The 20,254-nt window shown below is 65.6% G+C and carries 18 protein-coding genes; 8 read left to right on the top strand and 10 right to left on the bottom strand.

Going from position 1 to position 20,254, the window contains the following annotated elements; genetic code table 11:
- The first annotated feature begins 41 nt into the window (after positions 1 to 41).
- Positions 42 to 899, top strand: coding sequence for a PEP-CTERM/exosortase system-associated acyltransferase (locus KZO25_RS12590; protein ID WP_083517365.1), 858 nt, complete (start codon positions 42 to 44; stop codon positions 897 to 899).
- Here KZO25_RS12590 and KZO25_RS12585 read toward each other — a convergent pair.
- Genes KZO25_RS12585 through KZO25_RS12575 form a run of 3 tightly spaced genes read right to left on the bottom strand, consistent with a single transcriptional unit; the run spans position 863 to position 3,312 of the window.
- Positions 863 to 1,882, bottom strand: coding sequence for a DUF3541 domain-containing protein (locus KZO25_RS12585; protein ID WP_262488987.1), 1,020 nt, complete (start codon positions 1,880 to 1,882; stop codon positions 863 to 865). The two genes, KZO25_RS12590 and KZO25_RS12585, sit on opposite strands and share 37 nt — an antisense overlap.
- A gap of 52 nt (positions 1,883 to 1,934) precedes the next feature.
- On the bottom strand, positions 1,935 to 2,684 hold the full coding sequence (locus KZO25_RS12580) for a trimeric intracellular cation channel family protein (RefSeq protein WP_223137219.1): 750 nt from the start codon (positions 2,682 to 2,684) through the stop codon (positions 1,935 to 1,937).
- A 46-nt stretch (positions 2,685 to 2,730) separates the two neighbouring features.
- The gene (locus KZO25_RS12575) at positions 2,731 to 3,312 is read right to left on the bottom strand and encodes an XRE family transcriptional regulator (RefSeq protein ID WP_316935701.1); all 582 of its coding nucleotides are present in this window, start codon (positions 3,310 to 3,312) and stop codon (positions 2,731 to 2,733) included.
- A gap of 230 nt (positions 3,313 to 3,542) precedes the next feature.
- On the opposite strand from KZO25_RS12575, the gene tdh reads away from it, so the two are divergent.
- Together tdh and kbl are read left to right on the top strand one after the other, a co-directional pair.
- Positions 3,543 to 4,571 (top strand): L-threonine 3-dehydrogenase, encoded by a 1,029-nt coding sequence (tdh, locus tag KZO25_RS12570; protein ID WP_066444098.1) that lies wholly within the window; start codon positions 3,543 to 3,545, stop codon positions 4,569 to 4,571.
- A gap of 1 nt (position 4,572) precedes the next feature.
- Positions 4,573 to 5,763 carry a glycine C-acetyltransferase gene (kbl, locus tag KZO25_RS12565; protein WP_223137218.1) on the top strand — a complete coding sequence of 397 codons (1,191 nt, stop codon included), beginning with the start codon at positions 4,573 to 4,575 and terminating at the stop codon, positions 5,761 to 5,763.
- A gap of 10 nt (positions 5,764 to 5,773) precedes the next feature.
- On the opposite strand, the gene KZO25_RS12560 is transcribed toward kbl, so the two are convergent.
- Both KZO25_RS12560 and KZO25_RS12555 read right to left on the bottom strand, forming a co-directional pair.
- Positions 5,774 to 6,796 (bottom strand): DUF21 domain-containing protein, encoded by a 1,023-nt coding sequence (locus tag KZO25_RS12560; RefSeq protein ID WP_223137217.1) that lies wholly within the window; start codon positions 6,794 to 6,796, stop codon positions 5,774 to 5,776.
- A gap of 24 nt (positions 6,797 to 6,820) precedes the next feature.
- Complete coding sequence (locus KZO25_RS12555) at positions 6,821 to 7,366, bottom strand: DUF305 domain-containing protein (RefSeq protein ID WP_144439593.1); 546 nt, start codon at positions 7,364 to 7,366, stop codon at positions 6,821 to 6,823.
- 107 nt (positions 7,367 to 7,473) lie between these two features.
- Here KZO25_RS12555 and KZO25_RS12550 point away from each other — a divergent pair, with 107 nt between their 5' ends.
- From KZO25_RS12550 to ugpC, 5 genes are all read left to right on the top strand, one after another.
- Positions 7,474 to 7,935 (top strand): NfeD family protein, encoded by a 462-nt coding sequence (locus KZO25_RS12550; RefSeq protein ID WP_223137216.1) that lies wholly within the window; start codon positions 7,474 to 7,476, stop codon positions 7,933 to 7,935.
- A 113-nt stretch (positions 7,936 to 8,048) separates the two neighbouring features.
- On the top strand, positions 8,049 to 9,098 hold the full coding sequence (locus tag KZO25_RS12545; protein WP_066444090.1) for an SPFH domain-containing protein: 1,050 nt from the start codon (positions 8,049 to 8,051) through the stop codon (positions 9,096 to 9,098).
- Positions 9,099 to 9,387: 289 nt separating this feature from the next.
- Positions 9,388 to 12,093 carry an HTH-type transcriptional regulator MalT gene (gene malT, locus KZO25_RS12540; RefSeq protein WP_223137215.1) on the top strand — a complete coding sequence of 902 codons (2,706 nt, stop codon included), beginning with the start codon at positions 9,388 to 9,390 and terminating at the stop codon, positions 12,091 to 12,093.
- 154 nt (positions 12,094 to 12,247) lie between these two features.
- Positions 12,248 to 13,909 (top strand): alpha-glucosidase, encoded by a 1,662-nt coding sequence (locus tag KZO25_RS12535; RefSeq protein ID WP_223137214.1) that lies wholly within the window; start codon positions 12,248 to 12,250, stop codon positions 13,907 to 13,909.
- Complete coding sequence (gene ugpC / locus KZO25_RS12530; protein WP_223137213.1) at positions 13,897 to 15,012, top strand: sn-glycerol-3-phosphate ABC transporter ATP-binding protein UgpC; 1,116 nt, start codon at positions 13,897 to 13,899, stop codon at positions 15,010 to 15,012. Before KZO25_RS12535 ends, ugpC begins: the two co-directional genes overlap by 13 nt.
- A gap of 146 nt (positions 15,013 to 15,158) precedes the next feature.
- On the opposite strand, the gene malG is transcribed toward ugpC, so the two are convergent.
- The 5 genes from malG to KZO25_RS12505 all read right to left on the bottom strand — a co-directional run bounded on the left by malG (position 15,159) and on the right by KZO25_RS12505 (position 20,222).
- A complete protein-coding gene (gene malG / locus KZO25_RS12525) occupies positions 15,159 to 16,049 on the bottom strand; it encodes a maltose ABC transporter permease MalG (protein ID WP_156889365.1) in 891 nt (296 codons plus the stop codon).
- A gap of 15 nt (positions 16,050 to 16,064) precedes the next feature.
- Positions 16,065 to 17,678 (bottom strand): maltose ABC transporter permease MalF, encoded by a 1,614-nt coding sequence (gene malF, locus KZO25_RS12520; protein ID WP_223137212.1) that lies wholly within the window; start codon positions 17,676 to 17,678, stop codon positions 16,065 to 16,067.
- A 63-nt stretch (positions 17,679 to 17,741) separates the two neighbouring features.
- Positions 17,742 to 18,932, bottom strand: a complete 1,191-nt coding sequence (gene malE, locus KZO25_RS12515; RefSeq protein ID WP_223137211.1) for a maltose/maltodextrin ABC transporter substrate-binding protein MalE — start codon at positions 18,930 to 18,932, stop codon at positions 17,742 to 17,744.
- A gap of 189 nt (positions 18,933 to 19,121) precedes the next feature.
- Complete coding sequence (locus KZO25_RS12510; protein WP_235588915.1) at positions 19,122 to 19,583, bottom strand: DUF305 domain-containing protein; 462 nt, start codon at positions 19,581 to 19,583, stop codon at positions 19,122 to 19,124.
- A gap of 165 nt (positions 19,584 to 19,748) precedes the next feature.
- Positions 19,749 to 20,222, bottom strand: coding sequence for a GNAT family N-acetyltransferase (locus KZO25_RS12505; protein ID WP_223137210.1), 474 nt, complete (start codon positions 20,220 to 20,222; stop codon positions 19,749 to 19,751).
- Positions 20,223 to 20,254: the final 32 nt, after the last annotated feature.

Below are 20,254 nucleotides of genomic sequence, written 5' to 3'. Positions count from 1 at the left end.
ACAACCAATGGAAACTCAACAGGAAAGGATGCCGGTGAGACATGAGCAACGACACAGCAAGAAGGACGCAGCCGCTCGATAAGACAAGCCCTTTGGCAACCTTTGCCAAGCAGTTCCGATTCTCGATCGCCAACGACAGAGAGTCCCGCTATAGAGCCTACGCCCTGCGACACAAGGTATTCCGCCAGGAGCTTAACTACGACCTGGGAGTCAATTCAGACATCCCGTTCGAAAACGATGCCCACGACGAGCATGCCATTCTCTGCCTGCTAAATCATATCCCCAGCGGTATCGATACTGGCTGCTTGAGGGTGGTACTGATACCCGGCAACGCGGCACCGCCCCTCGACACACTGCCGCTCGAGCGCAGCTGCGGATTCAGCCTCGACCACCCAAGGCTGCATCCCGATCGATTCCAGCGCTCCACGATCTGTGAAGTGTCGCGTCTCGCCGTCCACCCGGCTTTTCGCAGGAGCAAGGATTGCGCCCTCGGCTTGAACGAGCACGACATTCAGCAACTCTCGGGGCATGACGTCAAACCCTTCTCACCGCTGCTGGGGCTAAGCCTGTTTCTCGCGGCCACGGCGATCGTTGGCCTGTCGGAGAGACGCCATGTGTTCGCCATGATGGAGCCACGTTTCTCGCGCCTGCTGAAGATCTCAGGCCTGGCCTTCCACAAGGCTGGCCGCGTGATCGACTACTGCGGCCCCAGGGCCGCCTATTATATCGATCAGCACCAGGCCGAACGGGACATGCATGACACCTTGCGTCCCTTGTATCGACATATTCTCACCGAATTGAGGCCCCAGCTTGACGAAGCCCCCGCACAAAGACTGATCGCTACTCCCTCTCACACCCATGATCAAAGGCCCATCAGCGAGAGATCAGGCCCGGGGTAGAGCCTGCCCGGCCAGCGCAGCACCATGATCGCCAATACGTTGCGATGCTCTCCGCGCTCCAGATCGGACGACCCTGTGGCTGAGGGAATGATGCCAGACTGAGGGTCGATGGCCGCCACCAGGGAGTCGCGTATCCGGCCAACGGCCGGATGCGCCTCCTGCCCGGCAAGGAGGAAGCTAAGCGCCACTTCGGCCTGGATATCCTCGCTGGCATTGGCCAGGATTCGGTCAATATCCCCGGCGAAGGCATCGAGTATCCAGGCATAGTCCTGCGGATCCACCCAGCGCTGATAATAGCGGCTCGAGGCGATCACGAAGTGGGTCATACCGTAGAGCTTGTTGTGATACTCCGCTTTGCCAAGCTCAGCGGCGCTGCCTGCGGGGTATTGGCGTTGAAAAGCCGCCACCACTGCTTCACGCAGGTCGGCAATGTCGAGCTGATGGAGAAAATAGACATGGTTGGCCACCTGGGCGGCATAGATGGCCATGACATCGGCATCGGTCAGAAAGCGCTCCCACGCCACGCCGGCCAGATACTCGAGCGCTCGCTCGTGATCTGCGATTGCCGCTGTGTCCAGCAGGCCGTAGTAGTCGGCTTGCACCAAGCGAAATAGCAGCTGGCGGGCAAAGGCAATCTCCCCCCACTCGGCCAGCATTGCCCTCCGGGCCCGCTGCTTTGCGGTGCGCTGGGGATAGTCCACCACGATCTGGTGGCTGCGAATGGTGGCATGATCGGGGTCGGCCAGCCCTTCGATATCGCTCCTCAACTGTTGAACCAGATGCCGGCCGTGCTCATGCGCGATTTCCCGATACCGCGGTTCCGCGGTAATGCGGTAGAGCCTCTGGGCATAGTGTCGCTGCTTGGCCATGGACAGCTCGGGCAACGCGTCCTCATAGACCGCCTGAATCGCCAGGCCCGCCTCGCGATGACGGTCGCGCTCGACCTCCGTCGGTGCAGCGGCGCAACCCGCCAGCAGCAGCAAGAGAAGCCATCCATACCAAAAAACTGTGCGGGAGCTGAGGTAACAGCAGCGACTACTCATTGCTGGATCCCTGTTTATCCCGAACACGCTTCTGACGAATCATCCTCACTCTCGCCTTGGTGCGTGCCTGCGGCGCTGGCGTCTTGTCGCTTCCCGCTTCATCGCTGCCCGATACCGGGGGGGCTATCTCCACCCAGGCGAATACCGGCAGAGAAAGCCGCCAGTAGATGGCCGCCAGCCGCAAACCCAGCGTCATCATCAGTGCCAGGGAGATCGTCAATGCCCAGGGCGCCTCGAGCGCATAAAGCACGACATAGGTGATACCGCCGGCAATGGAGGCCGTGGCATAGATCTCCTGGCGCAGCACCATCGGCACCCGACGCGCCAGAACATCGCGGACCATGCCACCGGCGACACCCGTCAACAGCCCCATCAACACCGCCACCGCGCCGGGTGTACCAAGCTGCAGAGCCTTGTGGGTGCCGATGGCGGTGAACAGCGCCAGGCCGAAGGCGTCGGCCACCGGCAGGAAAACGCGTGACAGCCGGTGAATATAATGGAAGCCGATGATCGACACCCCGACGGTGGCCAGGATCACCCAGAGATAGGTGGGATCCGCCACCCAGAAGACAGGGCGTACGCCAAGCACCAGGTCACGCAGGGTGCCTCCGCCGATGCCGGTCACCGCCGCCAGCACCAGCATGCCGAAGGGATCCATCCGCGAGCGACAGGCGAGTATTACGCCCGATAACGCAAAGACGATCACCCCCGCCATATCAAGCCAGTAGACCATGCTCGTCACCGCTTGCCTCCTTCCCTGCCTGCGGGCGCGCTAGAAGCACGACGGCTCACTGATAGGTCACGACCAGGAAGCCCACCAGCTCTTCTTCGCCGCTGTTCTCGATGGTGTGCTCCAGGTCAGCATGATAGTGCGCCGAGTCGCCGGGATTCAGCTCGCAGCGGTTCTCTCCCGCCAGGACCCTCCCGCAACCTTGTGTGAGGGTCAACAGCTCCCGCGTCCCTTCGAAGTGGGCCGCGCTGTGCAGGCGGGCACCCGGGGCCAGTCGCACCTCGTAGAATTCCACATGTTTTTCCATGTGCAACGGTGACAGCGTGCGTATGCGGCAGTCCCGGTCATCGCGAAACAGCTGACTGGCATCGTCGCTGCGGATCACTTCGATACGCGAGGCCGTCCATGGCTGGTCAACCAGGTCGCCAATGTTCATGCCGAAAGCCTGGGCGATGCGCAGGGTAACCGCCAGGGTGGGGTTGGCCTTGCCCCGCTCGATCTGGCTGAGCATCGAGCGGCTCACCCCCGACGCTGCCGCCAGCTGCTCCAGGGTGAGCCCGCGGCGCTTGCGCAGCTCGATCACACGCGTGGAAAGACTGCCGGCTTCCGCCTGGGATTCGGCCATGGTTGTATCCGCCACCTACACTACTCCTCTACTACCACGGGAAGTCGAGCGCGCTATCGAAACAAGACACTGCCTCAATGCGTAGATTAATCCCATATGGTGGAATTTTTTCTTGCATCGAAGAAATATTCTGCAATACTGGAAATGGTTCTTCTATAGTAAACATTTGCCGGCGAATTGCCAGGCCCGCTCGCCGCCCACCCACCTGAGCGACATCCAACGACAAACGACAGGAAGGTAACCATATGAAAGCACTGATCAAGAAGGAGGCAGCACCCGGCCTCTGGATGGATGAGGTGCCCGACCCACAGGTCGGCATCAATGACGTGCTGATCAAGGTAAAGCGCACTGCCATCTGCGGTACCGACGTGCATATCTACAAATGGGACAGTTGGGCTCAGAAGACCATCCCCGTCCCCATGGTGGTGGGTCATGAGTTCGTCGGCGAGATCGTCGAGGTCGGCTCCAACGTGAATGACTTCAAGCCGGGCCAGATCGTTTCCGGAGAGGGCCACGTGGTCTGTGGGCGCTGCCGCAACTGCCTGGCCGGGCGCCGCCACCTCTGCGCCTTCACCAGCGGGATCGGCGTCAACCGGCCCGGCGCCTTCGCCGAGTACGTGGCCCTGCCCATGTCAAACGTCTGGGAGCACGCCCCGGGCATCGACCTGGACGTGGCCGCTCTGTTCGACCCGCTGGGCAATGCCGTACACACGGCCCTGCAATATGACTTGCTCGGCGAAGACATACTGATTACCGGTGCCGGCCCCATTGGCGCCATGGCGGCGGCAGTGTGCCGCCATGCCGGCGCACGCCATGTGGTGATCACCGACCTCAACCCCGAGCGCCTGGCTCTGGCCGCTCGCCTGGGCGCCACGCGCACGGTGGACGTCCGCCACGAGAGCCTGGCCGAGGTTCAGCGCGACCTGGGCCTCAGCGAGGGCTTCGATGTCGGCCTGGAGATGTCCGGCAGCCCCGCCGCCTTCCGCGACATGCTCGCCAACATGTGCCACGGCGGCAAGGTGGCAATGCTGGGCATTCCCACCGAGGATATCGCCATCGACTGGAATACGGTGATCTTCAACATGCTGACGCTGAAGGGTATCTATGGCCGAGAGATGTACGAGACCTGGTACAAGATGTCGGTGATGATTGAGTCCGGCCTCGACATCTCCCCGGTCATCACCCATCGCCTGCCCTTCACCGAGTTCCAGCACGGTTTCGATGCCATGCTGTCCGGCGAGGCCAGCAAGGTCGTTTTGAACTGGGAGTCATGACATGTACGGAGCCTTTCAACAGCATCTGCAAGACGAACTCGACGCCATCCAGGAGGCGGGCCTCTACAAGCATGAGCGCCAGCTGACCACGCCCCAGGGGGCCCATGTCGGCATCAACCAGGGCCGCGAGGTGCTCAACCTCTGCGCCAACAACTACCTGGGCCTGGCCCAGCACCCCGAGGTCAATGCCGCCGCCAGGGCCGGCCTCGACAAGTGGGGCTACGGACTGGCATCGGTGCGTTTCATCTGCGGCACCCAGAGCCTGCACAAGCAGCTGGAAGAGAAGCTCACCGAGTTTCTGGGCACCGAGGATACGATCCTCTACCCCTCCTGCTTCGATGCCAACGGCGGCCTGTTCGAGACCCTGCTCGGCGCGGAAGACGCCGTGATCTCGGATGAGCTCAACCATGCCAGCATCATCGACGGCGTTCGGCTCAGCAAGGCGAAGCGCTATCGCTACCGCAATCGTGACATGGCCGACCTGGAAGAGCAGCTCAAGGCCGCCGATCGCGACGGCGCTCGCTTCAAGCTGATCACCAGCGATGGGGTCTTCTCCATGGATGGTTACATCGCCCCGCTCGACGATATCTGTGATCTGGCCGAACGCTATGGTGCCCTGGTGCATTTCGACGACTGCCATGCCACCGGCTTCATCGGGGACGGCGGCCGCGGCACCCACGAGTTCCGTGGCTGCATGGACCGCGTTGACATCACTACCGGCACCCTGGGCAAGGCGCTGGGCGGCGCCAGCGGCGGCTATACCAGCGGCAAGCGCGAAATCGTCGAACTGCTGCGCCAGCGTTCGCGCCCCTACCTGTTCTCCAATACCGTGGCCCCGCCGGTGGTGGCCGGCGCCCTGAAAGCGCTGCAACTGGCCGGCGAGTCCGAAGAACTGCGCGAGCGGCTCAGGGAAAACACGACATTCTTCCGTTCCGGCCTGGAATCGCTGGGCTTCGAACTGCTGCCCGGCGAGCATCCCATCGTCCCTGTGATGCTGCACGATGCCACCGTGGCTTCCCGCTTCGCCGAGGAAATGCTCAAGGAGGGCGTCTACGTGATTGCCTTTTCCTTCCCCGTGGTACCCAAGGGACGTGCCCGCATCCGTACCCAGATGTCGGCAGCGCTGACCCGCGACGACCTGGAGTTCGCCCTGGCCGCCTTCGGCCGGGTGAAGGAGCGCCTGGGGCTGTAGCGGCTCCCGCTCACCCCGGGTGGGGCGAACTCCTGACGATGCCGCGCAGGAGGCGGCCAAGCACGTCGGAGCCGGTAAGGATGCGCTTCTCATCGGCCCAGAGCAGGATGACGTCCTCGTCGAGCACGTCATCCTGTCGATGGCTGGCATGGACCCGAAAACGTCCGATGACCTCGCCCAGGGGCACGCTGGGGTCGCGTACGACGATGGGCCTATGGCAGTGGGCCAGCGGCGTGAAGAGATCGGGGTCGAACAGCGCCGCACGCAGGAACGCATCGGTATCGATCACGAGTCGCGGTTCGCCGGCGGCGTCCACCACTACCGCGCGGCTCTTGCCGCTGACCTGCAGGGACCGCAGGAAATCATCGTGTCGGGTTCGCTGGATCTCGGGAAAGATCGGCTTGTCACCGTGGAAAGGCAGAACGACGATGCTGTCGGGGGCCAGCACCTCCCCCTCACGCCCCAGGGGCACATCATCCAGCATGAGGAAGTTCATGGCACCACGCCCCTCCACCCGGTCGATCTCGGTTTCGGTGGACTCCATGTGGAGCCGGATCAGCTGGTGCAGGTCCCGCTCCCTGAAGAAGGGTATCGCTTCCGGCCCCAGCCAGCGATCCAGCACCCAGGCGGTCGGACGCGCCACGGGCCACAGCAGCAACTGGTAGAAGCGCACCATCGGGGCCAATAGTGACGCCATGCGTAGCGCGTGCCGGGAGAAGAACGCCTGGGGCAGGATCTCGGCACAGAGGGTGATTACCACAGTGGAGAACAAGAACGCCACCATGGCCCCCATCACCGAGCCGGAGAGCAGCGCCAGCAGCACATTTACCGCCACGTTACCCCACAGGATGGTGACCAGCAGGAAGTTGGCATCCTGGCGCAGGCGATGTACCCGCCGAGCTCGCGGACTGCCCTTGCGGGCCTTGATCTCGAGCTCCAGCTTGTTGATCGAGAAAAAGGCCAGGTTCAGCCCCGAGAACATCGCCGACTGGACCAGGCAGAGTGCAATCCCGATCCAGGTCAGCAGGGTCATCGGGGCAGTCTCTGGTGACGAATGTCAGTTGGTCTCGTAGCCATGCTGCACGAGCCAGTCGCGCAGGAAGGCGATCTCCTCCTCCTGGGCCTCGATGATCTCACGGGCCAGGTCGCGGATCGCGTCGTCCTCACCATGCACTAACACCACGTTGGCCATATCGATGGCGCCTTGGTGGTGGGGTATCATGCCACGGGCGAAATCGGCATCGGCATCGCCGGTGAAGTCGATCGACATGTCTTCATGCATGCGCCGATTGACCTCGCGATAGGCCTGCACGGCCTCATTGTCGGCATGCTCGTCCTCATCATGCATTGCATGCTCATGATCGTGGCCGTTATCGTTGCCGTGGTGCGCCGGCTGTTCGTCACTCTCGAGCACATCATCGTCGGAGGCCTCGACCTCGCCATCATCCCCTTGCGCTTCGGCCTCCCCGGACTCGACCTGCTGGATCCGCTCCTGAGCCTGAGCCTCCTCTTCCCCGGCCATGACGGGTGCCGCCAGCAAGGCGCTCCCGGCCAGAATGACAACAAGCGCCGAAAGGGGGCGTACTACCAGGGTGTGTGACATGGTGCTCTCCTATAACATGGGCAACACGGATATCGTAAAGCCTTGGGCGGCGCACAGGTCAAATCCCTGTCGCCCCTTGGCCCATCAAACACGACACAGAGACTATCATGGACTGGAATCCTGCCCTGATCTGGATTGCCATCGCCCTGCTGCTGGGCCTGGCTGAGCTCTCTTCCGGGGGCCTTGTGCTATTGGCGCTGGCAGTGGCAGCCGTGTTGACGTCGGCACTGGCCGCCCTGGGGCTATCGCTTCCCTGGCAGTTGCTGGGAATGGGCGTATTCTCGGGGCTGCTCGTACCCCTGGCCGTCATGGTCATTCGCCCCTGGTTCTCGCCTCGCGGCGTTGCCTACGGCACCACCGGTACCGGCGTGGAGAAGGGCCATACCTACACGACGCTCACGCGTGATTTCGATGGCGCCAGCGGGGTCAAGGTCAACGGCGACTTCTACCGCCTGCGCGTCGATGAAACCGGCGAGACCGACCTGCCCGAAGGTACCCTGGTCATCTTCAAGCAGTTCGACGGCACCACGGCCATCGTCAGCCACTGCCAGAGGCACCAGATGGAGTAGGATGCAACGCTTCATTCACACCACGCCCACCAAGAAGCAATCCCCTCGACAACCTTTCAACGCGTCATCACCAACACGCACTCGCCAAAGACAAGGAGCAGTACATCGTGAACATGGATCTTCCCATCAGCCCCGGGCTGTTACTCGCACTGATCATCGTCGTCATCGGCATCCTGATCATCGCCAAGGGGCTGGTCATCGTGCGCCAGTCCGAGGTGATGGTCATCGAGCGACTGGGGTCGTTCAATCGGCTGCTCGAAAGCGGCATCAACATCATCATCCCCTTCATCGAACAGCCCCGCGCCATCACCATGATTCGCTACCGCAAGATGGGCGAGGACTACCACCCGGTGACCAGCAGCGAAGTCCGTATCGATCGCCGTGAGACGGTGATGGATTTCCCGGGCCAGCCGGTGGTGACCACCGACAACGTCACGGTGAACATCAACGGCGCGCTCTACTACCAGATCATCGATCCCAAGCGCGCTGTCTATGAAGTGGAGAACATGAGCCAGGCGGTGGAGGTGCTGGCCAAGACCACGCTGCGCTCGGTGGTCGGCAAGATGGAGCTCGACAAGCTGTTCGAGTCCCGTGCCGAGGTCAACAACGAGATCCAGGCCGCCATGGAAGAAGCCGCCTCCAAGTGGGGGGTGAAGATCTCGCGGGTCGAGGTCCAGGACATCGCCATGCCCGAAGAGGTGGAGTCCGCCATGCGCCTGCAGATGGCCGCCGAGCGCAAGCGCCGTGCCACCGTTACCGAAGCCGAGGGGGAGAAGTCCGCCGCCATCGCCATGGCCCAGGGCCAGCGCGAGTCGGCGATCCTCAACGCCCAGGGCGACAAGGAATCCGCCATCCTGCGCGCCCAGGGCGAACAGGAGTCGATCAAGCTGGTACTCAGCGCCATCGGCGACAGCGACGAGCATAAGCGCACCGTCGTGGGCTACCTGCTCGGCCAGAGCTACATCAAGGGGCTGCCCAACATGGCCAAGAACGGCGAGCGGGTCTTCGTGCCCTACGAGTCCTCCGCCCTGCTCGGCTCCATGGGCATGTTCCGCGAGATGGCCGGTTCACCGGAAGACGCCGTCTCCCGGCATCTTCGGTCCAGCGACAACCAGAGTGGCCTGCGCGGCGGCATCGTCGGCGGAGGTGGCAGCGCCTCCTGATCGAAGCGACACGCAGCACAGGGAGCGAGCCCACTGGCTGACGCCAGTCAGCCAAGCCGGCTCTCGCTGCGCCAGGCGCGATGCAGCACTCGTGCAGGGCATCCGGTGCCAGCCCCTGGCACCGGTTATCCGAGCTTCTCCATCACATCCCTGTGATGTCTCCCGTCTCGCCATGGCGTGCCACCACAGCGGCCACTACGACCTTGGTCTCACTCTCCCCCACCCAGTGGCTCAGCTAGGCATACTGGCAGACCTGAAACGTTAAAGACTCCTCTGCTTCTGAGACGCCATGCCGCTGCTCCAGGAAAAGCTCGCCCCGCCTCCGCCGCCGCCCTGCGTGGTGGCGAGGCCGCGCCTCAACGACCGTTTCACGCTCGACGAGCGGGTGCGCCTGCTGGTGGTGCAGGCGCCGCCGGGGTATGGCAAGAGCACCCTGGTGGCCGAGCGGCTGCCGGCCCTGGAGCAGCACGCCGCCTGGCTGCGCCTGGAGCGGCGCGACGACACCCCGGGGCGCTTTGCCGCCTATTTCCATGCCGCGCTGGAAAGGCTGCTGGACGATGCCGTCTCCCTGCCGGCCCTCGACGCGGCAGCCCCCCTCGCCCAGCAGTGCGAGGCGTGGCTGGCGGCGCTGCCCGAGGCGCTGACACCGCGGCGACTGGTGCTCGACGAGGCCGAGCATCTGCGCGACCCCGAGATCCTCGACGCCCTGCAGCTGTGGCTGCGCCACCAGCCGCGCTGGCTTACCCTGACGCTGATCGCACGCACCCGCCCGGCCCTGGGCCTGGCGGCACTGCGTCTGCGCGGCGAGCTGGAGGAAATCGGCCTCGCCGAGCTGGCCTTCGACGTCGAGGAGGCACAGACCCTGTGCGCCGAGCAACTCAGCTTTCCCCCCACCCGGGTCAGCCTGGAGCGGGCCCTGCGCCGCAGCGGCGGCTGGGTGATGGCGCTCACCTGGCTGGTCGAGCGCACCACCACCCGGGCCGGCTTCGACGCCCTGGTCGACCGCCTGAATGGCGCCCACCCCGACTTCGTGGCCTGGTTCGACGACCTGCTCGATGCCGAGCTCGACGACGAGGACCGCCGCCTGCTGCTGCAGCTCGGCGTGCTCGAGCGCTTCTCGCCGGCGCTGGTGGCGCGGCTGCTGGAAGGCGAGCGCCTGACCCAGCGCCTCGCTGCCCTGGAACAGGCCGGGCTGTTCATCGAGGCGCTCGACCCGCATCAGCAGTGGTACCGCTTTCAGCGGCTGTTCGCCGGCTACCTGCGTCATCGCCGCCATGAGCTGAGCCTCGACAGCCAGCGCCAACTGCACCGCCGCGCCAGCCAGGCGTGGTTGGCGCTCGGCGACCCGGCGGCGGCGCTCGATCAGGCGATCCAGGCCGAGGCCCCGGAGGACCTCGTCGCGCTGCTCGTCGCCCATGGCCCGACGCTGCTGGCCAACGGTCATGTCGCCCGTCTCGCCGAGGCCCTGGCACGGCTCGGCGAGACGCGCATCGTCGCCGCCCCCGAGCTGACCCTGCTCTACGGCTGGGTGACCCACGCCCAGTTTCAGTTCGACCTCACCGCCCGCGCCATCGGCTGGATCGAGGCCCAGCTGGATGCCCCCGAGTGGCAGGCGCTGGGCGCCGAATTCGCCACTCTGCGCGCCCAGCTGGCGATCAATCAGGGCGACGCCGAGCGCGCCGCACCGCTGGCCGAGCAGGCCCTGACCCTGCCCGCCCGCTATCTGGCCTCGACGCCGGTGGCCGCCGCGGCGATCCTCACCGAGGCGCGTTTCGTGCTCGGCCACCTCGACGAGTCGCTGACGCGGATTCGCGAGGTGGAACGCGAGGCGGCTCGCCTCGGCGACGCCCAGCTGCGGCTGTGGTCGCTGTGCCATCAGTCCGAGACCCTGGTCGCCCAGGGCCGCCTGCAGGCCGCCTACGACATCCAGGAGCGCGCCTTCGCCCACCTCGAGCAGAGTGGCCAGACGCAGCTGCCGGTAGCGGAATTTCTCTACCGCATCCGCAGCCAGCTGCTGTGGGAGTGGCACCGCCTCGACGACGCCGAGCAGGCGGCGCTGGCCGGCATCGCGGTGCTCGACGGCCAGGGCGAACGCTGGACCCTGCAGTGCCATATCAGCCTCGCCAAGGTGGCCCAGAGCCGCGGCGACCAGGCCCAGTGCGCCGACCATATCCGCCGCCTGCGCAAGATTCTCGCCGAGGGTGACTACCATATCGACTGGGTGGCCAACGCCCACTCCACCCTGCTCGCCTGGTGGCAAGCGACCCACGACCTCGACGCCGTAGCGCGCTGGCTGCAGGAGGCGCCCCGCGCCGAGCCGGAACGGGCCAGCAATCACTTCGCTCAGTGCAACGTGCGCAACCACGCCCGCGCCCTGACCCTGCTCGGCCGCTGCGACGAGGCCGAGGCGCTGCTCGAGCGGCTCGAGGCCCATACCGCCCGGCTCGGCCTGGTCACCGACGCCAACCGCAACCAGCTGTGTCTGACCGCCTTGGCCTGGCAGCGCGGCGACCGCAGCGCCGCCCTTGCGCACCTCCACCAGGCGCTGACGCTCGCCTCGCGCACCGCCCTGATCGGCAGCTTCCTGCGCCTCGGCCCACCGCTGTCCGAGCTGCTGCAGGCGCTGCTCGATGGCGGCGAACTCGACGAGCTGGTCCGCCAACGCGCCACGCGGCTGATCGAGCTGACCGGGCGCCAGCGTGAGTTCGGCAACGCCGTGAGGCTGATGCTCGACGAGGCGGTCATCGCCGATATCGTCGCCCGCCCCGACGTACCCGAGCTGATTCGCACCTCGCCGCTGACCCGTCGTGAATGGCAGATCCTTGGCCTGATCCACGCCGGGCTCTCCAACGAGCAGATCGCCGAGCAGCTCTCGGTGGCGCCGACCACCGTCAAGACGCATATCCGCAGCCTCTACCAGAAGCAGAACATCCGCCGCCGCGATGAGGCCATCGCCCTGGCTGGCGAGCTGCTGGCACACATCCAGGGCGACTAGCCGCGCCTCCTCCCCCCCTCTACGCCGCCTCCTACGCCGCCGGGAGGATTTCACCCGTGCCGGTGCCGCGCACCATGGCCATTACGCCTAGTCTCGCGGCAGCACTGCTGTGCGCCGCGGGTTATCGATCAACCACAACAAGGAACATGCGCACATGGCACAGGCTTCTCGCTACGTAGGCCCCCAGGGGGCCGACTGGTGGCGCGGCGCGGTGATCTACCAGATCTACCCGCGCAGCTTCATGGACAGCCGCGGCGACGGCATCGGTGACCTGCAGGGGGTGATCGACCAGCTCGACTACATCGCCTCCCTCAACGTCGACGCCATCTGGCTGTCACCCTTCTTCACCTCGCCGATGAAGGACTTCGGCTACGACATCAGCGACTACCGCGACGTGGACCCGATGTTCGGCAGCCTCGACGACTTCGACCGCCTGGTGGAAGCGGCCCACGCCCGCGGTCTCAGGGTCACCATCGACCAGGTGCTGTCGCACAGCTCCGACCAGCACGCCTGGTTCAGCGAGAGCCGAAGCAGCCGCGACAATCCCAAGGCGGACTGGTACGTGTGGGCCGATGCCCGCGCCGACGGCTCGCCGCCCACCAACTGGCAGTCGGTGTTCGGCGGCTCGAGCTGGCAGTGGGACACGCGTCGCTGCCAGTACTACCTGCACAACTTCCTGGCCAGCCAGCCGGATCTCAACTTCCACAACCCGGCGGTGGTCGAGGCGATCCTCGGCGAGGTGCGCTTCTGGCTGGAGCGAGGCGTGGACGGCTTCCGCCTCGACGCGGTCAACTTCTGCACCCACGGCAAGCTCGAGGACAACCCGCCCCGCGAGGACCTGGCAGAGGGCTTTCTCGGCGTGCGCCCCGACAACCCCTACGGCTTCCAGCGCCACCTTCACGACAAGACTCAGCCGGACAACCTGGCCTTCCTCGAGAAGCTGCGCGCACTGCTCGACGAGTACCCCGGCACCACCAGCGTCGGCGAGGTCGGCGACGACGACTCGCTGCGGGTGATGGCCGAGTACACCCAGGGCGGCAAGCGGCTGCACATGGCCTACTCCTTCGACCTGCTCGGCGAGCGCCACGACCCGGCCTTCCTGCAGCACACCCTCACCGAAATGGAGCGGCGCATCGCTGACGGCTGGCCGTGCTGGGCGCTGGGCAACCACGACGTGGTGCGACTCGCCACCCGCTGGCAGGCCGCCGACAATCCTGCCGCGCTGCGCCTCTACATGGCCTTCCTGCTCACCCAGCGCGGCAGCGTCTGCCTCTACCAGGGCGAGGAACTGGGGCTGCCCGAGGCCCAGTTGAGTTTCGAACAGCTGGTCGACCCCGCCGGCATCACCTTCTGGCCGGCCTACAATGGCCGCGACGGCTGCCGCACGCCTCACCCCTGGGTCGCCGATGCCCGGCACGCCGGCTTCAGCAGCGCCACACCCTGGCTGCCGGTGCCCGTCGAGCATGCCAACCTGGCGGTTGACCGGCAGGATGACAACCCGGCCTCGCTGCTCAACGCCTACCGCGCCTTCCTGGCCTTCCGCTGCGGGCTGCCCGCGCTGGTCAAGGGCGACGTGCGCTACCATTCGCTGCAGGGCGAGGTGATGCGCTTCGAACGACGCTATCAGGGCGAACGCCTGCTGGTGGCACTCAACTTCGCCGCCACGCCCTGCGAGGTCGCCGCCCCGGCCAGCGCCGAGCCACTGGCGGATGCTCCGCCGCTGGTCAACGGCCGCTGGCAGAACGGCACCCTGACGCTACCCGCTTACGGCATTGCCATCGCGCGCTGCTCGGAGGACAACCCATGGGACGCCTGACACTGGAAGGGATCGGCAAGGCCTTCGGCGAGGTGGAGATCTCTCGCGATATCGACCTGACCATCAAGGACGGCGAGTTCGTGGTCTTCGTCGGCCCTTCGGGCTGCGGCAAGTCGACCCTGCTGCGCATGATCGCCGGGTTGGAGGACATCACCCAGGGCGAGATGTGCCTGGACGGCGAGCGCATCAACGAGATCCCGCCCCAGGAGCGCGACATCGGCATGGTGTTCCAGTCCTACGCGCTCTATCCGCACATGAGCGTGGCCGAGAACATGGCCTTCGGCCTCAAGCTGGCGCGCACCGACAAGGCCGAGATCCGCCGGCGCGTGCAGCACGCCGCCGAGATGCTGCACCTCAGCGAACTGCTCGAACGCCGCCCCAAGGACCTCTCCGGCGGCCAGCGCCAGCGGGTCGCCATCGGCCGCACCCTGGTCAAGGAGCCGGCGGTGTTCCTGTTCGACGAGCCGCTCTCCAACCTGGATGCGGCGCTGCGGGTCGACATGCGGGTGCAGATCGCCGAGCTGCACAAGCGCCTGCAGGCGACCATGATCTACGTCACCCACGACCAGGTCGAGGCGATGACCCTGGCCGACCGCATTGTGCTGCTCTCCGGCGGCCGCATCGCCCAGGTCGGCGCGCCGCTGTCGCTCTACCACTTCCCCAGGACCCTGGAGGTCGCCGAATTCATCGGCTCACCGCGCATCAACACCCTGAGCGTCGAAGTGCTCGACCCCGGTCGCCTGCATACGGCGGTGCGCCTGCCCGGCGGCGCCACCCTCCAGGTGGCTGTCGACGGTGCCCGGCTCAAGGCCGGCGATCGCGCCACCCTGGGCGTGCGCGCCGAGGACTTCGTCGCCCCGGACCAGGCCGAGGCGACGCTCCAGGCGCGCCTGATGGTCGCCGAGAAGCTCGGCTACGAGACCCTCGCCCACCTGCAGGTGGAAGGTGTCGAGGCGACGCTGACCCAGCGCCTCGACGGCCTCGCCCATCTCGACGACCACCAGGCCGTCACCCTCGGCCTTGACGGCAAGCACTGCCACCTGTTCGGCGCCGACGGCAGCGCCTGTCCTCGCCAGGTGGAGATCCCCGGCGTCACCCACTGAGCGCCGATCGACCGCCACCCTGCGCCCCGGTGCTTATCCAGCCCGGGGCGATTTATTGCCTGCCTCAACGTCTACCCAAAAGAACCCCGATCATATGATCGGGGTCGAGCAAGGCTCTGCTCAGGGCGAGGAAACGAGGCGGAACGCTAGCCCTTGACGCCGCCGGCGGTCAGCCCGCCGATGATCCAGCGCTGACAGATCAGGAAAGCAACGGTGATGGGCAGGCCGGAGAGCACCGCGGCGGCGGCGAAGTTACCCCAGCGCTGGTTGTGGTCGGCCAGGTACTGCTGGGCACCCACAGCGAGCGTCAGCTTGTGCTCGTCGACCAGCAGCACCGAGGCCATGGGGTACTCCATGATGCTCATCACGAAGGCGAGGATGAACACCACCATCAGGATCGGCACCGACAGCGGCAGCAGAATGTAGCGGAACGCCTGCCAGGTGCTGGCGCCGTCGACCATGGCGGCCTCCTCCAGCGAGCCGTCGATGGACTCGAAGTAGCCCTTGATGGTCCAGATATGCAGCGCCACGGCGCCCAGCGAGGCGACGATCAGCGCCCCGTGGGTGTTGATGCCAAGCCACGGCACCAGCTGGCCGAGGCGGTCGAACAGCGCGTAGAGCGCCACCAGCGAGAGCACCGCCGGAAACATCTGGAAGATCAGCATGCCCTTGAGGAGCGGCGCCTTGCCCTTGAAGCGCATGCGCGCGAAGGCGTAGGCGCTGGTGGTGGCGAGCATCAGGATCAGCAGCGACGACACCACCGCCACCTTGATCGAGTTCCACAGCCACAGCAGTACCGGGAACGGCGGCTGGACCACGCTGCCGTCGGCACGCTCCCAGGGGATGCCCAGCGCCAGCGACCAGTGCTCCAGCGAGAAGCGTTCGGGGATCAGGCTGCCGGTGGCGAAGTTGCCCTCGCGAAACGAGATCGAGATCACCAGCAGCAGCGGAAAGACGATCAGCGAGACGAAGCCGATCAGGGCGAGATGCGCGCCCAGACGGCGGGCGCGGATCGAGCGGGGTTGAACCATGGCCATGACGGTATCTCCTTATCAGACCTTGACCTTGGACAGGCGCAGATTGAGCAGCGACATGCCCGCCACCAGCAGGAAGATCAGGGTGGCGATGGCCGCCGCCAGCCCGAAGTCCTGGCCGGCATCCTGGAAGGCGATGCGGTAGGTGTAGCTGACCAGCAGGTCGGTGGTGCCCGCCGGGGTGCTGGCGCCGAGGATATCGGGGTTGCCGCCGGTGAGCAGGGCGATCAACACGAAGTTGTTGAAGTTGAAGGCGAAAGCGGCGATCAACAGCGGCGTCAGCGGCTTGAGGATCAGCGGCAGGGTGATGGTCAGCATGTTGGTGAGCGGACCGCCGCCGTCCACCGCCGAGGCCTCATAGAGATCGCGGGGGATCGACTGGATCAGGCCCATGCACAGCAGCAGCATGTAGGGGTAGCCGAGCCAGGTATTGACGATCAGCAGCATGCTGCGCGCCAGCCACGGGTCGGTGAACCACTCGGGGCGGATGCCGAACACCCCGTCGAGGATCATGTTCACCTCGCCGAAGTGCTGGTTGAACATGCCCTTGAAGATCAGGATCGAGATGAACGCCGGCACCGCGTAGGGCAGGATCAGCAGCGTGCGGTAGATCGCTTTGCCGCGCAGCTGGTCCCACTGCAGCAGCGAGGCGAGGGTGAAGCCGACGACCAGGGTGAACAGCACGGTGAGGCCGGCGAAGGCGAAGGTCCAGACGAAGATCTGCATGAAGGGGCCGCGGATATCCGGGTCGGCGAAGATCCGCGTGTAGTTGTCCAGGCCCACCGCCACCGGCCAGCCCGGGGTGATGCGCTGGCCATCGTCGCCGACGAAGAAGCCGGTGTCGCGGTCCGGCGTCAGCACCCGGTCGTCGCGGCGATCATACAGCGAGCCGTCGTCGCGGGCCTCATAGCGGTCGAGCATGGGCGCAAAGTGGCGCAGCCCCGCCATGCGCAGCTCCAGGCCTTCTGGGGTCACCAGGCGCAGCGCCTGCAGGGCGTCGCGGGCGGCGATCACCTCGCGCATCTCGAGCGGCTCGGCGTCGAGGGCCTGATGCAGCGGCTCGATCTCGATGCGCCGGCTGACGTCGTCACCGAGGTCGAGCGGGGCGCTAATTAAGCGAGAGGCACCTTCCAGCGCGGCCTCCATCTCCGCATCGGCCTCGCCCTCCAGCGCTATCTCGCCGTCGCTTTCCAGTGCCAGGCGCACCTCCTCGCCCTCGCGCAAGACCTGGAAGGTGAAGGAAGCGCCCTCCTCCTGGTAGGTCCGCGCCAAGAGTTGGGCGCGCACTCGGTCTTCGCTGAGCAGGTTGCTGGAGCTGTAGTTGCTGAAGCTGATGCCGATGGTATAGAGCAGCGGGAAGATCACGAACACCCCGAGCCCCGCCACTGCCGGAAAGATGTAGCGGTGGCTCATCAGGGTGCGCTTGGTGAACACCACCGCCAACGAGGCGCCGAGCACCAGGAACAGCAGCGCGAACATCCACTGGCCGTTGAGATGAAAGGCCAGCACCAGCCACATCAGGGTCAGCACCAGGGCCGCTATCAGGCCGCGCATGGCCCAGCGGGTATAGCGCTCGGCGACATGCCGCGAACGGTGTCGCGGCAGGCCTCGGGAAGCGTTGGTCGTGTACATGTCGATATCCTGCGGGAGCGGGCCGGCGGCAGGGCTGCCGCCGGCCATGGGCGTCGGGTAGGCTTACTGGCGCATGCGGCGCGCCGCGGCGTCGAGGGCTTCCCGGGGCGACTGGCGGCCGCTGCCGATGTTCTGCAGCGCCGGCTCCATGGCGGCCCAGAAGGCGCCCATCTCGGGAATATTGGGCATCGGCATGCCGATCTCGGCGTTGGCCAGGGTCGCGGCAATATTGGCGTCGCTTTCCAACTCTTCCTGATAGGCGATATGCGCCACCGCCCCCAGCGAGCCGTCGCTGTTGAAGGTGCGCATGCCGGCCTCGCTGAGCAGGTAGCTTTCGAGGAATTCCACCGCCAGGAAGTCGTTGGGCGAGGCGGCATTGATCATCGCCGTCATCACTCCGTACATGGCCCGGGCGCGCTCGTCGCCGACCTTGGGCAGCAGCGCCACGCCGTAGTCGATGCCGCTGCGCTCCAGGTTTGGCCAGGCCCAGGGGCCGCTGATCATGGTCGCCACCTCGCCACGGTTGAAGCGGGTGTCGGCAATGCTGTAATCGGTGCCGCGGGGCAGCACGCCGCTGTCGATCAGCTCAGCGATGAGTTCGGCGCCCTGCACGGCCCCCTCATTGTTGACGCCGATATCACTGACGTCGAAGCCCTCCTCGGTCTGCTTGAAGGGATAGCCGCCGTTGGCGGCGAGCAGCGGCCAGCCGTAGTAGGGCTCGCTGTAGTCGAACAGGATCGCCTTCTTGCCCTGCTCGGCAAGCTCGGCGTCCAGCGCCGAGAGCTCGGCGAAGCTCTGCGGCGCCTCGTCGACCAGCGCCCTGTTGTAGATCAGCCCCAGCGACTCCACCGAGACCGGGTAGCCGTAGGTGTCGCCGTTCCACAGCGTGGCATCCCAGGTGAAGTCGAAGTAGTCGGCGCGGAAACCGTCACTCGGAGAGATCGGCGCAAGCAGGCCGCTTTGGGCCCATTCGCCGAGACGGTCGTGGGCCCAGATCACGATATCGGGCCCCTGGCCGCTGCCGGCGGCCTGCTGGAAGCGGTCGGTGAGGTTATCGGGAAAAACCACCTCGACCTCGATGCCGGTCTCGTCGGTGAACTGGGCCGCCACCTCGCGAATGCCGTCCTGGCCCTTGTTGTCGCCCATCCAGATGGTCAGGCGGTCGTCGTCGAAGGCCAGTGCCGGCGCGGCAGCGGCGCCCAGCAGGGTGGCGGCGAGCAGCGGCGTGAGGCGGCGATTGAGAACGGTGTGCATAGGTCATGCCCCATTGTTGTTATCGAGAAAGTATCGTTGACCCGACTAGCCTCGCCAATCGACGCGTGGGATGGCTCCTCCTCGGGGGGCGTAGGGGTGGCGTAAGCGTGGGGCGTAGATGGCCCAGCCGCAAACGACGACGCCCGCAGCAGCGGGCGTCCTATCAGTCGGCAAAGCGTGGCGAATGCGTCAGTGGCCGTGCTCCTCGAGCCAGGCTTCGAGGAAGGCGATCTCCTCCTCCTGGGCGTCGATGATCTCACGGGCCAGCTGCTGCAGCGCCTCGTCCTCACCGTATTCAAGAACGATATTGGCCATATCGATGGCGCCCTGGTGGTGGGGGATCATGCCGCGGGCGAAGTCGACGTCGGCATCGCCGGTAAAGCCTCCCATCATTCCCTCGTGCATGCGCTCATTGGCTTCGCGGTAGGCCTGCACTGCGGGATCGTCGGCGTGCTCCTGGTCATCCATCTGATGATCGCCGTGGGCGTGCTCATCGCCATGATCGTGCTCGTGGCTGCCGGCCTCGGCCAGCGGACTCAGCGCCAGCAACGCGGCCACCCCCAGGCTGCCCAGCAGCAGGGCCAACGGCCCGCGGGAGGAATCGGCGTCATATGCAGCGGTACGGGGTTTGGTCTGGGTAGATCGCATCATGAAAACTCCTTGTTACTGAAATGCATCGCGTCAGGCCATCAATGTAAAAGCTATGGGCTGCCCACAGGTCAAGCAGGCCATTGGGGCACCGACAAGGCAGAGCCCTGCCAGAAGCGCCGAAACGGGCCACCGCTTGCCGGTACAAGGCCGGGGGTGAGGCGGTCGTCACGCTTCGAGCCGGCGCAGCATGATGGTGACCTCCTCGCCCCGGTAGTTCAGTATTTCATGGTCGCACCAGCCGAGGCGCCGGTATAGTCCCTGCTGATCGTGGGTGTACAGATAGAACTGATCGATACCACAGGCGGCGGCCTCCTCTTCGACGCGCCGGATCAGCCTGGCGGCAATGCCCTGCCCACGCCATTCCGGCAGCACGAACACCGAGGCCAGCCAGGGCGTGAGGTCGCGCCGGCTGGCCATATCCTCCGCCATCAGCGCCGCCGTTCCCACCGGACGGTCGCCCTGCATGGCCACGAATACTGAGGGCACCCCGCCATCGCCGCACTCCTGGCGAAAGGCTTCTCGCCAGGTTTCAGCCGTGTATGCGGGATTCAGATGCCCCCATTCGGCGTAGGTCCAGCTCGCCACCGTGGCCACATGGTCGGAGTCGGTATTCAGCCGCACGATAGTGATATCTCGCATGATGTCCCTATCCTGTTTGGGTCTCGGTGGAA

Origin of the sequence: Halomonas sp. ANAO-440 (assembly GCF_019915905.1) — a bacterium.
In the GTDB taxonomy this organism is placed as follows: domain Bacteria; phylum Pseudomonadota; class Gammaproteobacteria; order Pseudomonadales; family Halomonadaceae; genus Halomonas; species Halomonas chromatireducens.
Note: the sequence above shows the minus strand (reverse complement) of the source record. Positions and strands in the feature narration are given on the sequence as shown.

Coding starts and splice junctions, on each gene's coding strand:
- ugpC (WP_223137213.1), top strand. CDS start 13,897: ATGGGACGCCTGACACTGGAAGGGATCGGCAAGGCCTTCGGCGAGGTG.
- KZO25_RS12590 (WP_083517365.1), top strand. CDS start 42: ATGAGCAACGACACAGCAAGAAGGACGCAGCCGCTCGATAAGACAAGC.
- kbl (WP_223137218.1), top strand. CDS start 4,573: ATGTACGGAGCCTTTCAACAGCATCTGCAAGACGAACTCGACGCCATC.
- KZO25_RS12555 (WP_144439593.1), bottom strand. CDS start 7,366: ATGTCACACACCCTGGTAGTACGCCCCCTTTCGGCGCTTGTTGTCATT.
- malF (WP_223137212.1), bottom strand. CDS start 17,678: ATGTACACGACCAACGCTTCCCGAGGCCTGCCGCGACACCGTTCGCGG.
- malT (WP_223137215.1), top strand. CDS start 9,388: ATGCCGCTGCTCCAGGAAAAGCTCGCCCCGCCTCCGCCGCCGCCCTGC.
- tdh (WP_066444098.1), top strand. CDS start 3,543: ATGAAAGCACTGATCAAGAAGGAGGCAGCACCCGGCCTCTGGATGGAT.
- KZO25_RS12535 (WP_223137214.1), top strand. CDS start 12,248: ATGGCACAGGCTTCTCGCTACGTAGGCCCCCAGGGGGCCGACTGGTGG.
- KZO25_RS12510 (WP_235588915.1), bottom strand. CDS start 19,583: ATGATGCGATCTACCCAGACCAAACCCCGTACCGCTGCATATGACGCC.
- KZO25_RS12545 (WP_066444090.1), top strand. CDS start 8,049: ATGGATCTTCCCATCAGCCCCGGGCTGTTACTCGCACTGATCATCGTC.
- KZO25_RS12505 (WP_223137210.1), bottom strand. CDS start 20,222: ATGCGAGATATCACTATCGTGCGGCTGAATACCGACTCCGACCATGTG.
- KZO25_RS12550 (WP_223137216.1), top strand. CDS start 7,474: ATGGACTGGAATCCTGCCCTGATCTGGATTGCCATCGCCCTGCTGCTG.
- malG (WP_156889365.1), bottom strand. CDS start 16,049: ATGGCCATGGTTCAACCCCGCTCGATCCGCGCCCGCCGTCTGGGCGCG.
- KZO25_RS12560 (WP_223137217.1), bottom strand. CDS start 6,796: ATGACCCTGCTGACCTGGATCGGGATTGCACTCTGCCTGGTCCAGTCG.
- malE (WP_223137211.1), bottom strand. CDS start 18,932: ATGCACACCGTTCTCAATCGCCGCCTCACGCCGCTGCTCGCCGCCACC.